18 protein-coding genes are annotated in these 22,507 nt (G+C 57.5%); 13 read left to right on the top strand and 5 right to left on the bottom strand.

The window, feature by feature from the left end; genetic code table 11:
- Positions 1-292 precede the first annotated feature (292 nt).
- Entirely contained in the window at positions 293-2,200 is a 1,908-nt protein-coding gene (locus TK06_RS24865; RefSeq protein ID WP_063324216.1) for a sigma-54-dependent Fis family transcriptional regulator, read from the bottom strand.
- A gap of 569 nt (positions 2,201-2,769) precedes the next feature.
- On the opposite strand from TK06_RS24865, the gene exaC reads away from it, so the two are divergent.
- From exaC to TK06_RS24820, 9 genes are all read left to right on the top strand, one after another.
- A complete protein-coding gene (gene exaC, locus TK06_RS24860; RefSeq protein WP_063324215.1) occupies positions 2,770-4,290 on the top strand; it encodes an acetaldehyde dehydrogenase ExaC in 1,521 nt (506 codons plus the stop codon).
- Between the two features lie 274 nt (positions 4,291-4,564).
- Positions 4,565-5,935, top strand: coding sequence for an ethanolamine permease (gene eat, locus TK06_RS24855; RefSeq protein WP_063324214.1), 1,371 nt, complete (start codon positions 4,565-4,567; stop codon positions 5,933-5,935).
- A 135-nt stretch (positions 5,936-6,070) separates the two neighbouring features.
- Positions 6,071-7,465, top strand: coding sequence for an ethanolamine ammonia-lyase subunit EutB (locus tag TK06_RS24850; RefSeq protein ID WP_063324213.1), 1,395 nt, complete (start codon positions 6,071-6,073; stop codon positions 7,463-7,465).
- 11 nt (positions 7,466-7,476) lie between these two features.
- Positions 7,477-8,301 (top strand): ethanolamine ammonia-lyase subunit EutC, encoded by an 825-nt coding sequence (eutC, locus tag TK06_RS24845; protein WP_063324212.1) that lies wholly within the window; start codon positions 7,477-7,479, stop codon positions 8,299-8,301.
- Positions 8,302-8,408: 107 nt separating this feature from the next.
- The gene (locus tag TK06_RS24840; protein WP_063324211.1) at positions 8,409-8,870 is read left to right on the top strand and encodes a GNAT family N-acetyltransferase; all 462 of its coding nucleotides are present in this window, start codon (positions 8,409-8,411) and stop codon (positions 8,868-8,870) included.
- Between the two features lie 746 nt (positions 8,871-9,616).
- The gene (locus TK06_RS24835; RefSeq protein WP_063324210.1) at positions 9,617-10,264 is read left to right on the top strand and encodes a DedA family protein; all 648 of its coding nucleotides are present in this window, start codon (positions 9,617-9,619) and stop codon (positions 10,262-10,264) included.
- A gap of 6 nt (positions 10,265-10,270) precedes the next feature.
- Positions 10,271-11,083, top strand: coding sequence for a zinc-dependent peptidase (locus tag TK06_RS24830; protein ID WP_063324209.1), 813 nt, complete (start codon positions 10,271-10,273; stop codon positions 11,081-11,083).
- A 111-nt stretch (positions 11,084-11,194) separates the two neighbouring features.
- The gene (gene ppa, locus TK06_RS24825; protein ID WP_003205933.1) at positions 11,195-11,722 is read left to right on the top strand and encodes an inorganic diphosphatase; all 528 of its coding nucleotides are present in this window, start codon (positions 11,195-11,197) and stop codon (positions 11,720-11,722) included.
- Positions 11,723-11,917: 195 nt separating this feature from the next.
- On the top strand, positions 11,918-12,649 hold the full coding sequence (locus TK06_RS24820) for a LexA family transcriptional regulator (protein WP_063324208.1): 732 nt from the start codon (positions 11,918-11,920) through the stop codon (positions 12,647-12,649).
- Between the two features lie 568 nt (positions 12,650-13,217).
- Here the strand turns inward: TK06_RS24820 and TK06_RS31270 are convergent.
- Positions 13,218-13,625, bottom strand: a complete 408-nt coding sequence (locus TK06_RS31270) for a very short patch repair endonuclease (protein ID WP_072345482.1) — start codon at positions 13,623-13,625, stop codon at positions 13,218-13,220.
- A gap of 125 nt (positions 13,626-13,750) precedes the next feature.
- A complete protein-coding gene (locus TK06_RS24815; RefSeq protein ID WP_063324207.1) occupies positions 13,751-15,898 on the bottom strand; it encodes a Z1 domain-containing protein in 2,148 nt (715 codons plus the stop codon).
- A gap of 380 nt (positions 15,899-16,278) precedes the next feature.
- On the opposite strand from TK06_RS24815, the gene TK06_RS24810 reads away from it, so the two are divergent.
- The 3 genes from TK06_RS24810 to TK06_RS24805 are packed head-to-tail and all read left to right on the top strand — an operon-like array spanning position 16,279 to position 18,581.
- The gene (locus TK06_RS24810) at positions 16,279-16,590 is read left to right on the top strand and encodes a hypothetical protein (protein ID WP_063324206.1); all 312 of its coding nucleotides are present in this window, start codon (positions 16,279-16,281) and stop codon (positions 16,588-16,590) included.
- Positions 16,583-17,752 carry a DNA cytosine methyltransferase gene (locus tag TK06_RS31265; protein ID WP_072345454.1) on the top strand — a complete coding sequence of 390 codons (1,170 nt, stop codon included), beginning with the start codon at positions 16,583-16,585 and terminating at the stop codon, positions 17,750-17,752. Before TK06_RS24810 ends, TK06_RS31265 begins: the two co-directional genes overlap by 8 nt.
- A gap of 55 nt (positions 17,753-17,807) precedes the next feature.
- Complete coding sequence (locus tag TK06_RS24805) at positions 17,808-18,581, top strand: GIY-YIG nuclease family protein (RefSeq protein WP_063324205.1); 774 nt, start codon at positions 17,808-17,810, stop codon at positions 18,579-18,581.
- Positions 18,582-18,708: 127 nt separating this feature from the next.
- On the opposite strand, the gene TK06_RS24800 is transcribed toward TK06_RS24805, so the two are convergent.
- Together TK06_RS24800 and TK06_RS24795 are read right to left on the bottom strand one after the other, a co-directional pair.
- Positions 18,709-19,068, bottom strand: a complete 360-nt coding sequence (locus tag TK06_RS24800; RefSeq protein WP_063324204.1) for a DUF6124 family protein — start codon at positions 19,066-19,068, stop codon at positions 18,709-18,711.
- A gap of 593 nt (positions 19,069-19,661) precedes the next feature.
- Positions 19,662-20,936: a glycoside hydrolase family 68 protein gene (locus tag TK06_RS24795; protein ID WP_063324203.1), complete on the bottom strand. Its 1,275-nt coding sequence runs from the start codon at positions 20,934-20,936 to the stop codon at positions 19,662-19,664.
- Positions 20,937-21,529: 593 nt separating this feature from the next.
- Between TK06_RS24795 and TK06_RS24790 the strand changes: the two genes are divergently transcribed.
- Positions 21,530-22,477, top strand: a complete 948-nt coding sequence (locus TK06_RS24790; protein ID WP_063320545.1) for an IS110 family transposase — start codon at positions 21,530-21,532, stop codon at positions 22,475-22,477.
- The last annotated feature ends 30 nt before the right edge of the window (positions 22,478-22,507 follow it).

Genomic DNA, 22,507 nt, shown 5'->3' with positions numbered 1-22,507 from the left:
CAACCATCAAAACAGCGTAAATCTCTGTGGGAGCGAGCTTGCTCGCGATAGCGGTGGGTCAGCTTGCGGCGATGTTGAATGTGCTGCCGTCATCGCGAGCAAGCTCACACAGTTGAATGTACAACCCGGCTTTTGTGGCGAGGGAGCTTGCTCCCGCTGGACTGCGCAGCAGCCCCCCAAAAAACAGGGCCGCTGCGCGCCCCAGCGGGAGCAAGCTCCCTCGCCACAACAGCGGTCAGCAGTCAGCAGTCAGCAGTCAGCAGTCAGCAGTCAGCAGTCAGCAGTCTGTACTTTATCGGGCGATGGCGTGTTTGCGCAGCTTCCGGTAGAGGGTGTTACGGCTGATGCCCAGTTGTTCGGCGGTGTGGGTCATGTGCCAGCGCTGGCGTTCCAGCGCATCGATCAAGGCCAACCGCTCGGCATCGTCCAGCGGTCGCTCGGCCGGCGTTTCAACCATCACCGCCGCCGGGCGCTGGCGGATCATCGCCGGCAAGTCTTCCAGGCCGATCCGCCCACCGTCGCACAGCGCGGCCAGGGTGCGCAGCACATTACGCAGCTGCCGCACGTTGCCCGGCCAGTCGAACGCCAGCAACGCCTGGCGCGCCGGTTCGTCGATGGACACCGTCTCGGCCCCACTCTCTTCAGCCAGCAGAAAATCCAGCAACTGCGACTTGTCACTGCGCTCGCGCAACGCCGGCAGCGGGATTTCCAGGCCATTGAGGCGGTAGTACAGATCCTCGCGGAAACTGCCGTCCCGCACCCGGTCGAGCAACTGCCGGTGGGTGGCGCTGATGATGCGCACGTTCACCGCCTCAGGTTCACCGCCGATAGGCACCACCTGGCGATCCTCCAGCACCCGCAGCAAACGGGTCTGCAAGGCCAGGGGCATGTCGCCGATTTCGTCGAGGAACAGCGTGCCGCCGTCGGCCTGTTGCAGCTTGCCGCGCATGCCTTCCTTGCGCGCGCCGGTGAAGCTGCCGCCGCGATAACCGAACAGCTCGCTCTCGATCAGGCTTTCCGGGATGGCCGCGCAGTTAAGAGCCACGAAATGCTTGCCGGCGCGCTGGCTGGCGTGGTGCACAGCCTTGGCAAACGCTTCCTTGCCGGAGCCGGTTTCGCCCTGAATCAGCAGCGGCACATCGCGCTCGAACACCCGCAGCGCCTTGCGAAAATGTTCCTGTAACGCCGCATCCCCCAGGCAGATGCCCGGCAGGCGGGCGGGCTCAATAATCTTGAGCGCTGGCGCAACCGGCACCGGCACACTGCGCGGCTGCCCGCGCAGCACCGCGAACAAATGCCGGCCGTCACGGGTGCGCAGCGGCCAACTGGCGCTGGCATTTACACTTGCGCGACCGAGCAACTCGTCCAATGAACAGTCGAAAAAATCCTCCACCCGCTGGCCCAGCAAGCTGCCGCGAATATGCCCCAACAGGTTGAGGGCGCTCTGGTTGACGGCGCTGATCCGGCCTTCGCCGTCGAATGCCAGCAGCCCTTCGCTGAACAGCCCCACGGACTCGGCCTGCAGGTGGAAGCGCAGCAGCCATTGATTGTCGAAGCAACGCAGGAAATAGCAGCTCTCGATCATCTTCGCCGAGAGATTGACCAGGGCCATGGTGTGGAACTGGCTCTGGCGCGACACGTCCGGCCGTGCCGAAGACACGTCGAGCACCGCCAGCAGTTCGCCCTGGGGGTCGAAGACCGGGCTGGCCGAGCAGGTCAGGCCGGTGTGGCGGCCACGAAAATGTTCTTCCTGGTGGATGGTCAGGGCCTGGCGCTCCACCAAACAGGTGCCGATGCCGTTGGTGCCTTCGCAGGCTTCGCTCCAGTCGGCGCCGAGCCAGAGGCCGGCCCGTTCGAAAATCTTGCGCTCGCTGGGGGCGGTGACGCAATTGAGGATCACGCCCCGGGCGTCGGTCAGCAACACCGCGTGGCCGGCGCCGGAGAGTTGCTGATGCAGGCTGGTCATTTCGGTGCCGGCGATGTGCAGCACTTGCTGCAAGCGCTCGCGGCTTTCCAGCACCCGGCCATGTTCGAGCACCGTCGGCGCCAGGTTCTGCGCCGGGTCGAGGTGATAATCCTCGAGGCAGCGCAGCCAGGAACGGGCAATCGACGGATCGCTGCCGGGGCCCTGCAAATGGGCCTTGCCCTGGGTGACCGTCAGGACTTGCTGGGCATGGCGACTCAAGTGGTTGCTGTGCATTTCTTATTATTCTCCCCGAAGGACCTTTGGACCTGCCAACACATTCCCCGTGGCGAGGGAGCTTGCTCCCGCTGGGCTGCGCAGCAGCCCCAAAACCTGAGTTTGCGGTGTATCAGGCTGACCGAGTTGGCTGCCTTGGGACCGCTTCGCGCTCCAGCGGGAGCAAGCTCCCTCGCCACGAAAGGCGCAATCGGTGTTGAAGCGACAAAAAAGCTTGGGTCTGCTGCGCAGCCCAGCGGGAGCAAGCTCCCTCGCCACAAAAGCTGTCCTGTCACAAAAATATATTTGCCAGAGTTTCATGATCGAAGCCCAGCATCCTCCAGCCCAACCGGCAATGCAATGCTGGCGCGACCTGTCAGTCACAGACTGTCTCGCATCTGGCACAAACTGTCACACCCGCTGTATCGCAAGCGTCACACAACCCATCCGTTTGTCCGACCAACTCCTCCTAAAGTCTTGATTTACGGGCCCTGCAAGGCAATGGCCCAACCTTTGCTCTAGGCTTAATTACCGGCGCTCAATTTTGCGCGGCCCTCCCGTATAAGCACAAAAGCCAAGGAGAACTCATCATGCGTTACGCTCACCCCGGTACTGAAGGCGCTATCGTTTCGTTCAAGAGCAAATACGGTAACTACATCGGCGGCGAGTTCGTCGCGCCGGTCAAAGGTCAGTACTTCACCAATACTTCCCCGGTCAATGGCCAGCCCATTGCCGAATTCCCGCGCTCCACGGCCGAAGACATCGAAAAAGCCCTGGACGCCGCCCACGCTGCCGCTGATGCCTGGGGTGCCACGTCAGCCCAGGCGCGTTCGCTGATCCTGCTGAAAATCGCCGACCGCATCGAGGCGAACCTCGAAACCCTGGCGATTACCGAATCGTGGGACAACGGCAAGGCCGTGCGTGAAACCCTCAACGCCGACATCCCCCTGGCCGCCGACCACTTCCGCTACTTCGCCGGTTGCCTGCGGGCCCAGGAAGGCGCCGCTGCCGAGATCGACGGCAACACCGTGGCCTATCACATCCATGAACCCTTGGGCGTGGTCGGGCAGATCATCCCGTGGAACTTCCCGCTGCTGATGGCCGCCTGGAAACTCGCCCCGGCCCTGGCCGCCGGTAACTGCGTGGTGCTCAAGCCGGCCGAGCAAACCCCACTGGGCATCTGCGTGCTCATGGAGTTGATCGGCGACCTGCTGCCGCCCGGTGTGCTGAACGTGGTGCAAGGCTTCGGCAAAGAAGCCGGTGAAGCCCTGGCCACCAGCAAGCGCATCGCCAAGATTGCCTTCACCGGTTCCACCCCGGTGGGCTCGCACATCATGAAATGCGCCGCCGAAAACATCATCCCGTCCACCGTGGAACTGGGCGGCAAGTCGCCGAACATCTTCTTCGAAGACATCATGCAGGCCGAGCCGAGCTTCATCGAGAAGGCCGCCGAAGGCCTGGTGCTGGCGTTCTTCAACCAGGGCGAAGTCTGCACCTGCCCATCCCGCGCCCTGGTGCAGGAATCGATCTACGACGAATTCATGCAAGTGGTGATGAAGAAAGTCCTGCAGATCAAACGCGGCGACCCGCTGGACACCGACACCATGGTCGGCGCCCAGGCGTCCGAGCAGCAATTCGACAAGATTCTTTCGTACCTGGAAATCGCCAAGGGCGAAGGCGCCGAACTGCTGACCGGTGGCAAGGTGGAAAAACTCGAGGGCAACCTGGCGACTGGGTATTACATCCAGCCAACCCTGCTCAAGGGCACCAACAAGATGCGCGTGTTCCAGGAAGAAATCTTCGGCCCAGTGGTGAGCATCACCACCTTCAAGGACGAAGCCGAAGCCCTGGCGATCGCCAACGACACCGAGTTCGGCCTCGGCGCCGGCCTCTGGACCCGCGACATCAACCGCGCCTACCGCATGGGCCGGGCGATCAAGGCCGGTCGCGTGTGGACCAACTGCTACCACCTGTACCCGGCGCACGCCGCGTTCGGTGGCTACAAGAAGTCCGGCGTGGGTCGTGAAACCCACAAGATGATGCTCGATCACTATCAGCAGACCAAAAACCTGCTGGTGAGCTACGACATCAATCCGTTGGGGTTCTTCTAAGCCTACGGAAAGATCGTTGAGGGGATCGTTCCCACGCTCTGCGTGGGAATGCCTCAACGGACGCTCCGCGTTCGGCTTTTTGGGACGCAGAGCGTCCCGGGCTGCATTCCCACGCAGAGCGTGGGAACGATCGACTGGCACAACCCCTTGCTCGCGAGGGCGCTCTCACACACAGAATCAATGCCCCACCGCTCTGGCATGAGCCTTGCGTGCCCGCTCCACAGCAAACCCGAAAGTCCAACAGATCAAACAATAAAAAAGACAGAGAGGACTTATGACTTCTACCACCCAACTCAAACCCACACTCGGCACCCTGCATTTATGGGGCATCGCCGTCGGCCTGGTGATTTCCGGCGAGTACTTCGGCTGGAGCTACGGCTGGGGCACCGCCGGAACCCTCGGGTTTCTCGTCACCGCCCTCATGGTGGCGTTGATGTACACCTGCTTCATCTTCAGTTTCACCGAACTGACTACCGCCATTCCGCACGCCGGCGGGCCGTTTGCCTACAGCCGACGAGCCTTCGGCGAGAAAGGCGGGTTGATCGCCGGCATCGCCACCCTGATCGAGTTCGTCTTTGCGCCCCCGGCCATCGCCATGGCGATTGGCGCCTACCTCAATGTGCAATTCCCGGAACTGGACCCCAAGCTGGCGGCGGTCGGCGCGTACATCATCTTCATGACCCTGAACATCCTCGGCGTCAGCATCGCCGCCGCCTTCGAGCTGGTGGTCACCGTGCTGGCGGTCGCCGAATTGCTGGTGTTCATGGGCGTGGTCGCGCCGGGCTTCAGCTTCAGTAATTTCGTGCTCAACGGCTGGGCCGGCTCCAATGAGTTCAGCCTTGCCTCGATCCCGGGCATTTTCGCGGCGATCCCCTTCGCCATCTGGTTCTTCCTCGCCATCGAAGGCGCGGCCATGGCCGCCGAAGAAGCCAAGGACCCGAAACGCACGATTCCCCGCGCTTACGTCAGCGGCATCCTGACCCTAGTGTTCCTGGCCATCGGCGTGATGATCATGGCCGGCGGCGTGGGTGACTGGCGCACCCTGTCGAACATCAACGACCCGCTGCCCCAGGCCATGAAGGCCGTGGTCGGCAACGATTCAACGTGGATGCACATGCTGGTGTGGATCGGCCTGTTCGGCCTGGTGGCGAGTTTCCACGGAATCATCCTCGGCTATTCGCGGCAGTTCTTCGCCCTGGCCCGGGCCGGCTACCTGCCCCGTGGCCTGGCGAAACTGTCGCGTTTCCAGACCCCGCACCGGGCGATCCTGGCCGGCGGCGTGATCGGCATCGCGGCGATCTACAGCGATGGCCTGGTCAACCTGCAAGGCATGACGCTGACGGCGGCGATGATCACCATGTCGGTGTTCGGCGCCATCGTGATGTACATCATCAGCATGCTCAGCCTGTTCAGGCTGCGTAAGACCGAACCGAACCTGGAACGCACCTTCCGCGCCCCGGGCTACCCGATCGTGCCGGGCATTGCGCTGTTCCTGGCGGTGGTGTGCCTGGTGGCGATGGCGTGGTTCAACATGCTGATCGGCCTGGTGTTCCTGGCGTTCATGGTTGTCGGCTACCTGTACTTCCAACTGACCGCCAAGCAACGCTCCGATGCACCGGCGGACGCTATGCTCACAGGTATCTGAAAGTTGCACCGGCGCCGGGCCGGGGGTCCGGTGCTTGCCATTTAAAAGTGCACACCAACCCCCTGTGGGAGCAAGCTCCCACAGGGTTATGGGGTGTGTATTAAAGTTTTTTAGAGAATCAGGAGGACACCGCCCATGGCCGCATTCGCCCATTCCGTCGGCGCCCAGACCTATCGCTTCGACAGCCTCAAGGACCTGATGGCCAAGGCCAGCCCGGCGCGTTCCGGGGATTTCCTGGCCGAGGTCGCCGCGCTCAACGATGGCGAGCGGGTGGCCGCGCAAATGGCCCTGGCCGACCTGCCCCTCAGCCATTTCCTGCAAGAAATGCTGATTCCTTACGAGGTCGACGAAGTCACCCGGCTGATCGTCGACACTCACGATAAACACGCCTTCGCCACCGTCAGCCACCTCACGGTTGGCGGCTTTCGCGACTGGCTGCTCAGCGACGCCGCCGATGAACAGAGCCTGCGGGCGCTGGCCCCGGGCCTGACGCCGGAAATGGTCGCCGCCGTGTCGAAAATCATGCGCGTGCAGGATCTGGTACTGGTGGCGCAGAAAATCCGCGTGGTGACCAAATTCCGCGGCACCCTCGGCCTGCGCGGGCGCTTGTCCACGCGCCTGCAACCCAACCACCCTACCGATGAACCCGCCGGGATCGCCGCGAGCATCCTCGACGGCCTGCTCTTCGGTAACGGCGACGCCATGATCGGCATCAACCCGGCCACCGACAGCACCGCCTCGATCTGCGCCATGCTGGAAATGCTCGACGCCATCATCCAGCGCTACGACATCCCCACCCAAGGCTGCGTGCTGACCCACGTCACCACCTCCATTGAAGCGGCCAACCGTGGCGTGCCCCTGGACCTGGTGTTCCAGTCCATCGCCGGCACCGAAGCGGCCAACGCCAGTTTCGGCATCAACCTCAACGTGTTGAAAGAAGGCTACGACGCCGGGCTCAGCCTGAATCGCGGCACCCTCGGCAACAACCTGATGTATTTCGAAACCGGCCAGGGCAGCGCGCTGTCGGCCAACGCCCACCACGGCGTCGATCAACAGACCTGCGAGACGCGAGCCTACGCCGTGGCACGGCATTTCAAGCCGTTTTTGGTGAACACGGTTGTAGGATTCATCGGCCCCGAGTACCTGTACAACGGCAAACAGATCATCCGCGCCGGCCTCGAAGACCACTTCTGCGGCAAGCTGCTGGGCGTGCCGATGGGCTGCGACATCTGCTACACCAACCACGCCGAAGCCGACCAGGACGACATGGACACCCTGCTGACCCTGCTCGGCGTGGCCGGGATCAACTTCATCATGGGCATCCCCGGCTCCGACGACATCATGCTCAACTACCAGACCACCTCGTTCCACGACGCCCTCTACGCCCGCCAGACCCTGGGCCTGAAGCCGGCGCCGGAATTCGAAACCTGGCTGGCAAACATGGGCATCTTCACCCAGGCCGATGGCCGGGTGCGGTTCGGCGACAACCTGCCACCGGCGTTTCGTCACGCCCTGGCACATTTGGGATAAGTGAGCTGCCCATGGAGAAAAAACCTGTCGATCCGCAAAACCCTTGGCTGAACCTGCGCAACCTCACCCCGGCACGCATCGCCCTGGGCCGCACCGGCACCAGCCTGCCGACCCAGGCGCAACTGGACTTCCAATACGCCCACGCCCAGGCCCGCGATGCGGTGCACCTGGCGTTCGATCATCAGGGCATTCGCGCGCAACTGAGCGAGCGCGGCCGTGAGAGCCTGTTGCTCCACAGTGCGGCGGCTGACCGACACAGCTATCTACAGCGTCCGGACCTGGGTCGGCGGCTCGACGACGTTTCTGCGCAAGTTCTGGATGACTACGCCAAGGCCCATCCCGGCGGTGTGGACTTGGCGATCGTGGTGGCCGACGGCCTGTCGGCGCTGGCGGTGCATCGTCATACCTTGCCGTTTCTGGCGCGCCTGGAAGAACAGATCGTCGCTGACGGTTGGTCGGTATCGCCCGTGATTCTGGTGGAACAAGGCCGCGTCGCGGTGGCCGATGAAGTGGCCGAGCGGCTCGGCGCGAAAATGTCGGTGATCCTCATCGGCGAACGCCCCGGCCTCAGTTCTCCCGACAGCCTGGGGCTGTATTTCACCTACGCCCCCAAGGTCGGCCTGACCGATGCCTATCGCAACTGCATCTCCAATGTCCGCCTCGAAGGCCTGAGCTACGGCATGGCCGCCCACCGCCTGATCTACCTGATGCGCGAGGCCTGTCGCCGGCAGCTTTCGGGGGTCAATCTGAAGGATGAAGCCCAGGTTCACACTCTAGAGTCGGAAAATACTGCCGATATGAAAGGTAACTTCCTACTCATGCCGCCCCGAAACTGATCCGTTTATCCGATTGCGTTTTTGATCCGCTTTCAGGCAGCATCAAAAGCACGGCAGCGCGAAGTTGTTGTCTGAATATCTGTCGACCTCTGCAGACGAGACCTACCATGCGGATTATCCAAGCGACCCTGGAACACCTGGACCTGCTGACCCCATTGTTCGTCAAATACCGGGAATTCTACGGCTCCCTGCCCTACCCGGACTCGTCCCGAGCCTTCCTTGAAAAGCGCCTGCGCCGCAAGGAATCGGTGATCTACCTGGCCTTGCCCGATGACGACGACAACAAGCTGCTGGGCTTTTGCCAGCTCTACCCGAGCTTCTCGTCGCTGTCGCTCAAGCGCGTGTGGATCCTCAACGACATCTACGTCGCCGAAGACGCCCGCCGCCAACTGGTGGCCGACAACCTGATCCGCACCGCAAAAAAAATGGCCAAGGAAACCAACGCCGTGCGCATGCGCGTCTCCACCAGCAGCAACAACGAAGTGGCGCAGAAAACCTACGAATCGATCGGCTTCAAGGAAGACACCGAGTTCAAGAACTACGTGCTGCCGATCAGCGAAAGCATCTGACCCTCAGCGTGCAGCAAGCCCCCCCTGTGGCGAGGGAGCTTGCTCCCGCTGGGCTGCGCAGCAGCCCCAAAACCTAAGCACGCGGAGCATCAGATTGACCGCGTCGCCTACCTCAGGGCCACTCCGCGCCCCAACGGGGATAAATCCCCTCACCACAAAAACCAACCCACACCCATCCCCCTGACACACCCCCAACCCTGTGGCGAGGGAGCTTGCTCCCGCTGGGCTGCGCAGCAGCCCCAAAACCTAAGCACGCGGTGCATCAGATTGTCCGAGCCGGCTGATTCAGGACCGCTCCGCGCCCCAACGGGGATAAATCCCCTCACCACAAAAACCAACCCACACCCATCCCCCTGACACACCACCAACCCTGTGGCGAGGGAGCTTGCTCCCGCTGGGCTGCGCAGCAGCCCCAAAAACCTAAGCACGCGGTGTATCAGACCGACCGCGTCGCCTGCTTTAGGGCCGCTTCGCGCCCCAGCGGGAGCAAGCTCCCTCGCCACAAGAGCCTTCAACCAGCCACAAAACCATCCTGATCCCTCACCACAGAACATCTGCACACCAACATCCCTGCCCTCCACCCCCAACACCACCGAAATCCCCAGCTACAAACTCACCCCGCTCCCCGCCCTTCACCCCGTATAATGCCGCTCTTCACGGCTTGTAAGAAAAAGCTACACACTCTGTAGCCACTCCAAGCCCGACCCAAAGCCTGCCGAGCCAGGCCACCACCACAGGTGTTATGCATGGATTTCAATCCCCTCGACCTCATCCTGCACCTCGACGTCTATCTCGACATGCTGGTGACCAACTACGGAACCTGGGTCTACGCCATCCTGTTCCTGGTGATCTTCTGTGAAACCGGCCTGGTGGTCACACCCTTCCTGCCCGGCGACTCCCTGCTGTTCATCGCCGGCGCCGTCGCCGCCGGTGGCGCCATGGACCCGCTGCTGCTGGGCGGCCTGCTGATGCTCGCGGCCATCCTCGGCGACAGCACCAACTACCTCATCGGCCGCACCGCTGGCGAAAAACTGTTCAGCAACCCCAACTCGAAAATCTTCCGCCGCGACTACCTGCAGCAAACCCACGACTTCTACGACAAGCACGGCGGCAAAACCGTGACCCTGGCGCGCTTCCTGCCGATCATCCGCACCTTCGCCCCCTTCGTCGCCGGCGTCGGCAAAATGAATTACCTGCGCTTCTTCGGCTTCAGCGTCCTCGGCACCGTCCTCTGGGTCGGCGGCTTGGTGACCCTCGGCTACTTCTTCGGCAACGTGCCGTTCATCAAGCAGAACCTGTCGTTGCTGGTGGTGGGCATCATCCTGGTGTCGCTGCTGCCGATGATCATCAGCCTGGTGCGCAGCAAACTGAGCCAACGCGCTTCGAAAGCCTGATCGCCCATGTGGTCCCTGAGCAACTGGCGCCGCCAGCGCACCCTCGCCAAACACCCCGTCCCCGAGGAAACCTGGCAACGGGTGCGCCATCAACTGAGCTTCCTCGACGGCATCAGCGCCGCCGAGGACCAGTGGCTGCGGGAAGCCTGCGTGCTGTTCCTGCACGATAAACACCTCACCGCCCTGCCCGGCGTCGAACTGCACCAGGAACAACGCCTGCTCCTCGCCGCCCAGGCCCAACTGCCGCTGATGCACCTGGGCGACTTGAACTGGTACCAGGGCTTCCACGAAATCGTCCTCTACCCCGACGACTTCCTCAGCCCCCAACGCTACCGCGACGCCAGCGGCATCGAGCACGAATGGGACGGCGAACACAGCGGCGAAGCCTGGCCCCAAGGCCCGATCATCCTGGCCTGGGACGGCGTGATGGCCAGCGGAGGCTGGGACGGCTACAACCTGGTGATCCACGAACTGGCGCACAAACTCGACATGCTCAACGGCGACGCCAACGGCCTGCCGCCCCTGCACGCCGGCATGCGCGTCAGCGACTGGGCCGACGCCATGCAACAGGCCTTCGACGACCTCGACCGCCAACTGGACCAGCATCCAAACACACAACCCCTCATCGACCCCTACGCCGCGGAAAACCCCGCGGAGTTCTTCGCCGTCACCAGCGAATACTTCTTCAGCGCCCCAGACCTGCTGCACCAGGCCTATCCAAAGGTCTATGAACAGCTCAAGGCCTTCTACCGCCAGGATCCTTTGGCCCGGCTGCGGCAACTTCAGGCCGAAGATCCGGTCTATCAGGCGTCATACTAAGGTCTCTACGACCCTGGTAACGTGGCATCAGCGGCCGAATATGCCTATAATCGCCGCCACTTTTTGGTCAATCCGACCAGTCATTTGGTCAACTAACGGGGGCACCGCCCAATGAGCTACAGCAAGATTCCGGCTGGCAAAGACCTGCCGAACGACATCTACGTCGCGATCGAAATCCCGGCCAACCACGCCCCGATCAAATACGAAATCGACAAAGACAGCGATTGCCTGTTCGTTGACCGTTTCATGGCCACCCCCATGTTCTACCCGGCCAACTACGGTTACATCCCCAACACCCTGGCCGACGACGGCGACCCCCTCGACGTGCTGGTCGTGACCCCTTACCCGGTTGCCCCAGGCTCGGTCATCCGCGCCCGTCCAGTCGGCATCCTGAACATGACCGACGACGGCGGCGGCGATGCCAAAGTCATCGCAGTGCCACACGACAAACTGTCGCAACTGTACGTCGACGTGAAGGAATACACCGACCTGCCACCGCTGCTGATCCAGCAGATCGAGCACTTCTTCGCGAACTACAAAGATCTCGAAAAAGGCAAGTGGGTCAAGATCGAAGGCTGGGCCGGTGCAGACGCCGCCCGCGAAGCGATCACCAAGTCGGTTGCCGCCTACAAAGGCTGAAACAAACTTGATAAAGAACCCCGGTTTGCCCCGGGGTTTTTTTATGTCTTAATGGTTCTTAATACAAAATCGTATTAACACTGTTTAACTGCGTTTAGCCCGCGCCTTTCAAATCCTGCAAACGGAAAGATCGTCTTATATATTTGCACGACTTGTTTATTGCCGAAAACATCGTCGCCCCTAAACTTTCCGTTTATGAAAAAGATCTCCAGTGGCGACCGCTTCAGAGCCCTTCTAAAAGAAGCCCATATTCGCTCCGCCGACTTCGCGAAGTTATACGGCGTGAAATCCCAGCACGTAAACAACTGGTTCAACCGTGGCATCCCACCCCGGCGCATCCACAGCATCGCCAGCCTGCTGACCGTCAGCCCAGAATGGCTCGCCCACGGCGAAGGCCCACAAACCCCTTTGGGCCTGGGCCCCGGCACCACCTACGACGCCGCCGAAGTCCAAGGCGTCTACAGCGTGGTGGAACCCACGGACATTGAACTGCCCTTCTACAAGGAAGTCCCCATCGCCCCCGGCGAAACCAAAACCCACATCACCGAAATCCCCGACCAATCCATCCGCCTACCCCGCAGCCACCTCGACTCCCTGGAAATAAACCCCAGTGACGCCATCTGCACCACCATGGTCGGCGACAGCATGGCCGAACGCATCGCCGACGGCTCCACCCTCGCCATCGACCGCGGCCTGACCCAAATCGTCGACGGCCAAATCTACGCCCTCGAACACGACGGCATGCTCCGCATCAAATACCTGCACCGCATCCCCGGCAACCGCCTGCGCCTGCGCAGCCACAACAGCGCGGCTTACCCGGACGAAGTCTTCAGCGCCGAACAGATCGACGCGCAGAACATACGGGTGATCGGCTGGGTGTTCTGGTGGTCCACCCTCAACAAACAGAGACCGCCGGTGTGCGACTAACTCACCCGAACGGGCAAACAGGCAAAGCGCCTCGTGCCGAGGAGCTTTATGGTGAGGAGCTTTTGTGGCGAGGGAGCTTGCTCCCGCTGGGCTGCGCAGCAGCCCCTGCTTTTCACCCTGAATCCCCCTAACCCAATGATTCCACGCCACTTACCACTGGGATTCTGCCGAAAACCCGCGTATCCTCCGCCCCACATTTGCGAGCCCACGCCTCGCACCGACAAGGCAGATCACTTTCTGACCAAGTCCCACAGCCGGCCGCAAGAGCCGGATGTACGTTTTGAAGGCTGGTGAGGTTTGTCAAAAACGAACTGAGTTAGTCAACGAGAAGCCGGCCATAAGCCGGCTTTTTAATGTCTTTTTGAAACAAACTCTCATCTACTGAAATCCGTTAGAGCCTCACTAGATCAGGGTTTAGCCTTCTTTTTCCATCCGCCATTTCTAGAGTCCAGCGGAGAATCAAGTCTGGAACCCAGAGGGCGGAAAAATACAGGCAAACTGTCGCAAACATTTCGCAAACATTTCGCAAACATTTCGCAAACATAACTTGGCGCCTACAAAAACCAAATCAACTCAAAAAATCACGAAGACGCTTTTCGAGATGCTCTAAATCGGATATTTCGCACTCCCAAACTGTAAGTACGCTCCATCCACTCGCTATCAAGAGATCATTATTTAAACTATCTCTAATAACGTTCGCTTCAAATTTTTCACTCCAAAACAGCTGATTTGTTTTTGGCATCCTGCATAGATGACATCCGACATGCCTATGCCAAAAACAGCCATGCACAAAAATCACCTTTCGCTTCTTGGCGAAAACTATGTCTGGCTTTCCCGGCAAACTATTGTCGTGCAACCGATAACGAAACCCTGCCGCATGCAAAACACGACGCACAGTCATCTCTGGACGCGTATTTTTTCCTTTCACGAGCGACATTATGTGGCTTCGCTTCGCCGAGCTCACAGTATCAATCATAAACATCTACCAATAGCCAATCACCAATAAGGCTCCAACCCAAACAACCAATCTTGGAATACTGCCCGAGTGACTTCCCCCCCTAGACTAAATAATGCGGAGTCTCAAAAAACTCCGCACCTCACTTACGCCTGACTAACGGGGTATTTTGTTGCAAAAACACAAGCCTTAGCCTGCGGAGGACTCGCAAGCATTGGCCACCAAAACGGCCCAGCCTTCCAACCCAGCGCAGGAGTACCCTCCTGTTTAAGAAGAATAATAGCTGGAGCCCTTCGAGTCGGAGCCAGCGCTATTTTCCGAAACTCATCAGTACCTAGAATAGAAAGGCCCGAGCGATCTCCCGACTTATCCTTCGATAGACGCCTACCTTTTTCAGCCATTATCAGCACATACTGATCTTTTTCATCAGCCTTGCTTACATAATATTCAAGCAACCCCTTCATAGCCTCCCAATCAAAAGGGCTACGGCCATCCGACACAAGAGTTTTAGATATAAGATCAATTAGCTCAAGTGCTTGCACCAAAGGAACCTTCACAAAAACTTTGGTCCCTACACAACCTAAAGGTATTAATGCCTCAATTTTTTTCATGACCACATTCAGCTTTGACTGAGCAACTGTGTCAAAATTAATGGGAAGGTGCATCACGTTCGGCCGAATCGCGACTAGATCACTTAATGAGACTTTGCTTGGAGAACACGGAATAACTCCGCCTTGCGCGTTACGCTGAATGAATACAACCCCCCTATCATGAGCGCCACCCTCAAAGGCCTGCCGAAGAGCAGTCTCCAAATCATGGATAACACCTAAGCGAGCGTAGACCCCTTGTGAAGTATAGAATCGAGTTACTGCCAAATCAGCGATTGGCCTAGCCCCATACATACGGGAGTGCTGAAGCACCGTATCTGCTTGCATTCGCTTGGGATTTCTACCGTAATAAAATGCCAAGAGATTAGGCACTGTTATACCACGATCCAGGATACTCCCCCCAATAAAGATATTAACCTTTGTCCGAAGCTGCAACTCAGCAGTCTCCTGATTTAGCAAAGACTCAAGTTCAACATCGGAGTTAACTTTTTGTACGTTCACTTCCCCGTCAGAAATAAGCTCGCATACTGCTTTAAAGGCTTTTCGAGAAGTAGGTAAATGCCCTCGATTTGCATGCACAGATCTTTTCAAGTCCGCATAAGCCTCGTCAAATAATGCTTTCAGCCTTTCGTCAGCGCTCACTGCAGCGTCTTCAAACACCGTTATTAACTTTAGAACTGTATCCCACTGCCAACTATGCGCAGCCCGCTGTGTATCATTATGAATAATCATTGCATATTTCAACAGCGGAAGGTCCAATTCTTGTTGTTGCTCACGACGTATGGCCACCGCCAATATAAATGTAATCAGACTCAGCCTTAATGTTTTAATATTTTCACTTATCCAAAGTCGGTCACTTCTGATCACCCGCCCATCACTTGACCTTAGCGCATCATGCTCTTTCTCATCAACCTCAATAAATAAATAGTGCCTCGGATCTTCAGGCCCATGCCCGCCAAAATAGGCATCACCTCCTATATATGCCCCATGAATAGGCAAAACCTCAGTAAACATTGGCCTTTTAGGGTAAAAGACTTCTTGCGATTCATTAACCTGCTCATAACTTTCAGGCTGAAGATAAAGAGCATACGGCGTAGCTGTAACTTGAAGGAAAGAAATTCGAGACAAGCCCGCACGAAGTGCATCCATTTGGCTAGCTATTGTTCCTTGAGCGACTTCACGGCTTCCTTTTTTCTTGGAAAACCTGACGCTAGCCATATCCGCCTCATCATCAACCAACAACACCCTTCTCTGCTTCAACGAGGAATAGGCATTAAATAAATCTTCAATTCTAGCGAGATTTTGCGACTGTTTCTTTGCGACAATAACGATCTTCCTGCGCAGCTCAGAGTTAGTCAGCCGATCTGGCGCGGACATAATATCAAACAGAAAAATTTCATCCTGTTCTATGAACTCTTTAAAATCCAGACCAATCCGTTTAACCGTTTGCTTTGCAAGAGTTTTAGTACCCTTCGTCAGGACGATGGCAATGTCATACCCACGGTCAAAAGCCCTTGCAATGACGCCAAGGAACGCACGTGTTTTACCGGATTGGATTTTCCCCAGAAGCATGCCTGGTCGATTTGGATCATCAGCGGTGTCTAGCTGATCAACAACGCTCTCGACGCACTGCTGTAAAAGCTCATCATCTCCCCTGCGATCCCTGAGACGTGGATAAAGACTCATACATACCCTCTTTCCGTGGTGGGACATAGTTAAATGGCATGTTGCCATCAAAACAAAGCTGTTCGCAAAGGATAGCGCTTTCATGGAAGAACGCATTTCGGGTCTCAGCAATAGCAGCGCTTGTCACCTTCGCCCCGCCTAGACCAGACCACTTGTGATCTACCTATCCGGGGCGGAGGTTGCTTATGACGCTGGCCACGCCAAAGGGCATTTTGTTTTCGAAGGCAGCGCCTCATTTCCTACAGACACAAGCACTGCCGCCGAGCTTAAGTAAGGCACCCGATCAGCCGGAAAACTGACAGAACACGCAACACACATATTAATGTGCTACAAGAATATAAATGTGTGATTCCTGCTGATTACCTGTATCCTACGCCGCCATGACCTATGAAGAATTTCAACGCCAGCTAGGGAAGGCCGCTATCAGCGTAAAAGAGTTTGCCGGGTTACTGGGAATGAACCCTAACTCGATCACAAACTGCTCTATACGCGGTGGAGTCCCATCTCATCTAGCAGTCATAGCAGCCTTGATGGCAGAGATGGCGGAATACCAATTGGACTTCAAAAAAGCGCTTTCGCGCATTGATATCGCGCCCAAGAAGCCACGGGGCGCTGGGGTAGAAGGCAAATTTGGCGGAAGCCCTCAGGCCCCTCTTGCCTTCAGCCAGACCATCGAGGACCCGAATGAGTAGCATCGAATTATTTGCTGGCGCAGGCGGGCTTGCCATGGGCATGACCCGGGCGGGTTTCCAGCATTCGGCCGTTATTGAATGGAATGACGATGCCTGCCAAACCATTCGCGACAACCAGGCTCACTACGTCGAGGCGGGTCAGGATTTCCTTCTTTATGAAGGGGATGCGCGGACATTCGATTTCACACCATACGCCGGTGGCGTAGAGGTAATCTCCGGCGGCCCACCTTGCCAGCCTTTCTCTCTTGGTGGAAAACACGCAGGCAACCTGGATGAAAGGGACATGTTCCCCACAGCAGTTCAGGCAGTTCGTGAGACCAAGCCACGCGCTTTCATTTTCGAAAATGTAAAAGGACTCTTACGTCAGAGCTTCGCTAGCTACTTTGAATACGTTTACCTTCAGCTCAGCTACCCAGAAATTGCTAGACGACATGGCGAAACTTGGACCGAACATCTTTCGCGCCTGGAAGGGCTGCACACATCAGGAAAAGTGAAACCCACCTATCACGTGGTGTTTCGACTTCTGAACGCTGCCGACTACGGTGTTCCTCAAAAGCGAGAACGGGTATTCCTCGTAGGGTTCAGGGCTGACTTAGGGATTCAATGGTCCTTTCCTGAGCCTACGCACTCCGAAGATGAGCTGCTCATCTCAAAATGGGTCACAGGTACATATTGGGAAGAGCACAGAATACGGTCACGCGGTAGGCCTCGCCCTCCAGAGAAACTTGCCAAGCGCATATCTCTACTAGCAGCGTCTTTGGAAACTCGGGCTAGGCTGCGTCGATGGACGACGGTGCGAGACGCAATCGCAGGCCTTCCGGACCCGGAGCAACCAACTCTGCTGCCGGTGCCAAACCACACATTCAACCCTGGCGCCAGGTCATATCCAGGTCATACTGGCAGCCCTTTAGATGAGCCAGCCAAAACCCTAAAGGCGGGTAATCATGGCGTCCCTGGCGGCGAAAACATGCTAGTTCGTACCGATGGCAGCGTACGCTACTTCACCGTTCGGGAGGCAGCAAGGATCCAGACATTCCCGGACGACTATGTTTTCCACGGATCGTGGTCCGACACGATGAAGCAACTAGGAAATGCCGTACCGGTTCGGTTAGCTGAGGTCGTAGCTTCATCTGTAGCTGCGGCATTAGCAGGACAAGGCTAGCAACCTTTCGATACACAAAAGAAATAGGCATAATCTCTCGAAACATGGAGAGCTTATGCCTACTCGTCAATGCTTCGAAGAATTGGAATTCGACCTACCATCTGCGCTACTTAGCCAGCTAGTGAAGCTATTCGACGACATGCCCGAAGGGCCCCTAGATGCAGCCACTGTCCAAAGTATTGATGACGCCCAAGGCGTATATCAGCTTTTTTTTAATGGATCGCTGGTATACATCGGGAAAACCGATGCTCAAGCAGGGCTTCGTGCGCGATTGCTACGTCACGCAAATAAGATTCAATCACGACGCAACCTTTCTCATGACACCATCGGATTCAAGGCTGTGCGGGTCTTTGTATTCACAGCAATGGATCTCGAAGAGCTGCTGATCAAACACTACAAGAATGGGCTTACCCCACCAATCTGGAATCTTAGCGGCTTCGGCTCTAATGACCCGGGCCGAAACCGTGACCATACAGTACTTAAAGCTGGTCATTTCGATAAGAGCTACCCCATTGATCTCGATTTGGTAGTTGATCTGGGCACAAAAAATGGAATGGCCTCAGCAGCAGAAGTGCTAAGCCAGCTAAAGGAGCAGCTTGCTTACAATATTAGATTTGAAGGCGAAACTGCTAAATCAAAAAGCCCACATCCTGACCTAGTCGCCGCACAGGTGCATCTACCCAACGACTCGGACACTGTTTTGAACATTCTTCGGAGGGTCAAGACAGCGCTCGGCCCCAACTGGCAAATCACAGCTCTTCCGGGCTACGTCATCGCTTACCGCGAAAAAACGAATTACAAGGAAGGGATCACTATTGAATCCCTATAACTGAGAATAGGATGGACTAATCTTTAAAGTGCATACATTTACATGTCGCCGCTATTTCAAGCCCCCCGTAAAAAAGGTCTTGCCAAGCAAGACCTTTTTTACGCCAGAAGGCAGTTAACGCCCCGCTCTACCTTACCTCAACAATATCCAAAGCCCGATTCGCCAACAGCTCACTCACCTCAATCACCTGCAAAATCCCCAACGCAAAATGCCGTCGTGTTCCCTCAAGACCAAATGCCAAATCATTGATCATGGCATTGGCCGAAGCCAGGTTTTCACTGAGATTGGCAAGCAAACACTCAGAATCAACCCCAGGGTCAATCCGTAAAATGGAGTCCGACTTGTCAGACGTTTCGCTCTTAGGCTTAGGCTTCAGGTAGTAATCCAACGCTCGCGTGGCAGCGTCGTCGATTTTCTTGTTGCGGGCAGACTGAGCACGGGAGACGTGTTCGTTCGTATCAGGGGGGTTCGGAGTATCTTTTGCCATTGTCTTGCTTCCTGTAGTTGGAGCCATCACCCTCTCGCGACTAAACGATGGGAGGCAGCTGTACGCAGGTTAGTCGACCGGGGAAACAAGAAACCGGCGCGTCCGAGGACGCCCTGCGCACAGCCACCATCAAGTGCAGGATGGGAATCCTGACTGGATGACGCCTTGCACAACCTGTTTCACCCTGGGCGACTAAACCCGATCACTGATGAGCAGTGACAGGACCCAAACTACCGACGTGACCCAAGACGCACAAGCCGGCGGATTCTGGCGTAGTTGTAGGCAATGGCGCAAGGCGATGTCGGTCGCGGCTAGTCTCGTGGAGTCACGATAAACAACTGGCCGGAATGTTGCGGATGCACCGCTATCGCGAGCAAGCTCGCTCCCACAGAGGCGCTTGTGTACATACGTCGCAGGGAAATGCATTCGCGACCGGCTGCATCCATGCAGCCAGTCGCGAAGCAGTGTTACTCCTCGTTGTTCAACGGGGCTCGCGACCAACATCGCAATGAATCAAGCGGGATATCTCGATCATATCCACAACGGTTTTGTCATCGACCTCAAACCCGCTGCCTGAAACCCCTGTATTGCTATTACTTAAGCGTAACGTCGAGCATCGGCGGAATGTACCCATAGTCGTACTCGGCCACCACAAACGTCTGCTGCCCTTTTATTTTCATGCCCACCGTTGGCGCCTCGGTGCCACCCACACGAATCTGCGTGCCGGTTTCGTCGGTCGGTACGCTGTCGATAAAGGAGGTCACCAGGCCGTTTGGCATCACGTAGTGCGAGTAGGTCTGGAATGGCTGGGAGGACGGGTTGCCCAGCACCAGGCCGGAACCGTTGAGCGGCACGTAGGGGCCGAACAGCGAGTCCGCGACGAAACCGTACACGCCGTCCGGCCCGGTCACACCGTCGGCGTAGGTGAAGGTGTGGCTGATCGTGAACAGGTAGTACTTGCCATCCTGGAACACGAAGTGCGGGCGTTCGGTCTGGTCGTTGACGCCCACGGCGGTCAGCAGTGGCGGCAACATTTCCCAGTCGTCACCGTCTGCGTCGCGGGCCACGGCGATGCCAACGCAGGCGGTCTGGAAGCGCGAGTTGCCGACATCTTCATAACCCGGTGGCACGTCGCCGATTTCGGCCTCGCCCACTTTGTGCGAGCCGCGCTCACCGGCCACGTTGCCCTCGAACAGCATGTACAGCTTGCCATCTTTCGGGTCGCGGAAAGGCCATGGGTCGCGGAAACCCCAGAAGGCGTTTTGGGCTTCGGTCTGGTACATCTTGCCGTCGGCCTCGAACAGCGGCTTGACCTTCTCGAAGCCGACCATGCTGACACCATGTTCAGTGGTCACGACCCGACCGCGCACCTTGACGATGGTCGCGCCTGGGGTGACGGCGGTGTAATACAGGTCCACTTCACCTCGGTCGTTCAACAGAATCGGGGTGCCGGCCCATTCGCGAGCGGTCGGCGAAACGCCTTCGGCCATCACGCGGCCACCGAATTCCCAGTTCTTGCCGGTACGAGAAAACCAGTAGTACATCTTTGCTCGACCGTGACGATCGTTCCAATCGCGGAGGATGTCGTAGTTGCCGTCCTCATCAAGGTACGCCGGGTCGTTTGGATGACGATCGGCCGTCAGGGTGAAGATCACCGACCAGCCATCGACGGACGTCACGTTACCGTCCAAGTCGCGCAGGGGCATGGTGTCCCAGATGAACACGTCGTTGTTCAGTACCGGGAAATCCGCGCTGACCAGCGGCTGCGTGGTGGTGGGATCGTCCGCCCGGACTTTCAGCGCATCAGCGCGGGTCCAGAGGCTGGGTTGATGGGGGGTTACACCGAATTTTTCAGTGGTGGTTTTCATAAGGTAATACCTCGTCCATGAATGGATTCAAATAAATGATGCTTTAGAAGTACTGGATGCGCATACAGTGAGGCCACCTTATATAGGCTCATGCATGCGGGTCAAGCAAAAAAATGCATTTGTGCATAATTTGGTTTTTTCTTGAAGCTGATACGTTTCAGCCTTGAGCGTTTGCAGAAGTTAGTTCGTGGGAAGATCGACGACGTTGCCGTCACGCTCGGTGCTCTTGGCCGCTATGCAGTGGAAAGCTTGCGTAACTGGCAACAGGTGGAAGTAATGCATAGAGGGATTGGTCGACTGAGCTTGGGCGTCGCGCGCAAAGCTCAACAAGGCGGGGAGTCAGCGGTTCTGAGGGTGACGGGTGTATCGCTATCGCGAGCAAGCTCGCTTGTATGGTAGGACTTGAAGGGAGGAGGAGGGACAAAGCTCGATTCTGACTGTTAGCCGCAGTACAGACCGTGGGAGATTTCACCCCTCCTCCTTTCACCCAAGCGCCGATAAAGAATGCATCTGGCCTAGACCGACGATAGGAACAAGCCTGCGCCTCTGGGTGAACCCTTCAAGTGTTCAAACCTTAGCCCGGAGGATTTTCAATGGCAATGCCGGTTTCTGTCGCAAAGCCGATCGTGGGTGTTGATGTCGCCAAAGATGAGTTGGTGATTTATCACGCAGAAACAGATCGACTGGAAGCGATCCCCAACACCAAGGCAGCGATCAAAAAGTGGCTCAAGGAGTTGTCCGCGCCAGTGGATGTCGCCATCGAAGCCACCAATATCTATCATCAGGAATTCGCCGACCTGGCTTATGCGAAAGGCTGTGTGATCTACATGATCGGCGGCTACGAGCTCAGCCATTACCGCAAAGGTGTGAAAGTTCGCGCTAAAACCGATGCGCTGGATGCTCGGTTGTTGGCTCGCTACTTGAACAACGAAGGCCACCAGTTGCACCCGTGGACCCCGCCATCGCCCTTGTATTGCCGGCTTATAAGCCTCTTCCGACGTCGGGCAGCCTTGGTCCAGGCGCGTGTCAGCCTCAAGCAAAGTTGGTCCAACGAACCGTTGCTCAAAAGGGCCTTTGAGAACCAGATAAAAGCCATGCAACGACTGGAGATCTTGCTCGAGAAAACAATCCAGACGCAGTTGGAAGCCGCTGGCTTGGGCGCTCAGCTCAAGCGTTGCATGAAAGTCGAAGGCATTGGCCTGTTGAACGGTGCCCGTTTGCTCACGTCGTTTCAGCGTGGGGATTTCAGAAATGCCGATGCCTTCATCGCTTTTCTGGGCCTAGACCTGCGTATATCGGACTCAGGGAAAAAGAAGGGACGCCGCTGCCTGTCTAAGCGAGGTGACCCAGAGGCCCGTCGATTGATGCATAACGCCGCGATGTCGGCAAGGCGCACAGCGGCATGGAAGGGTTTTTATGAGGCACTAAGGGCCCGGGGACTCAGCACAACCGAAGCATTAGTGGCACTGGCCCGCAAGCTTGCCCGAGTGGTATTCGCCCTGCTGAAGAACCAGAGCGAATACTTACCGAAAGGCATTTAGGGGGTAGTCCTGCACCATAGAATCTCCCAC

The sequence above is a fragment of the Pseudomonas fluorescens genome, assembly GCF_001623525.1.
GTDB lineage: Bacteria > Pseudomonadota > Gammaproteobacteria > Pseudomonadales > Pseudomonadaceae > Aquipseudomonas > Aquipseudomonas fluorescens_Q.
The sequence above is the reverse complement of the archived record's forward strand: the minus strand, read 5'-3'. Positions and strand labels throughout refer to the sequence as shown.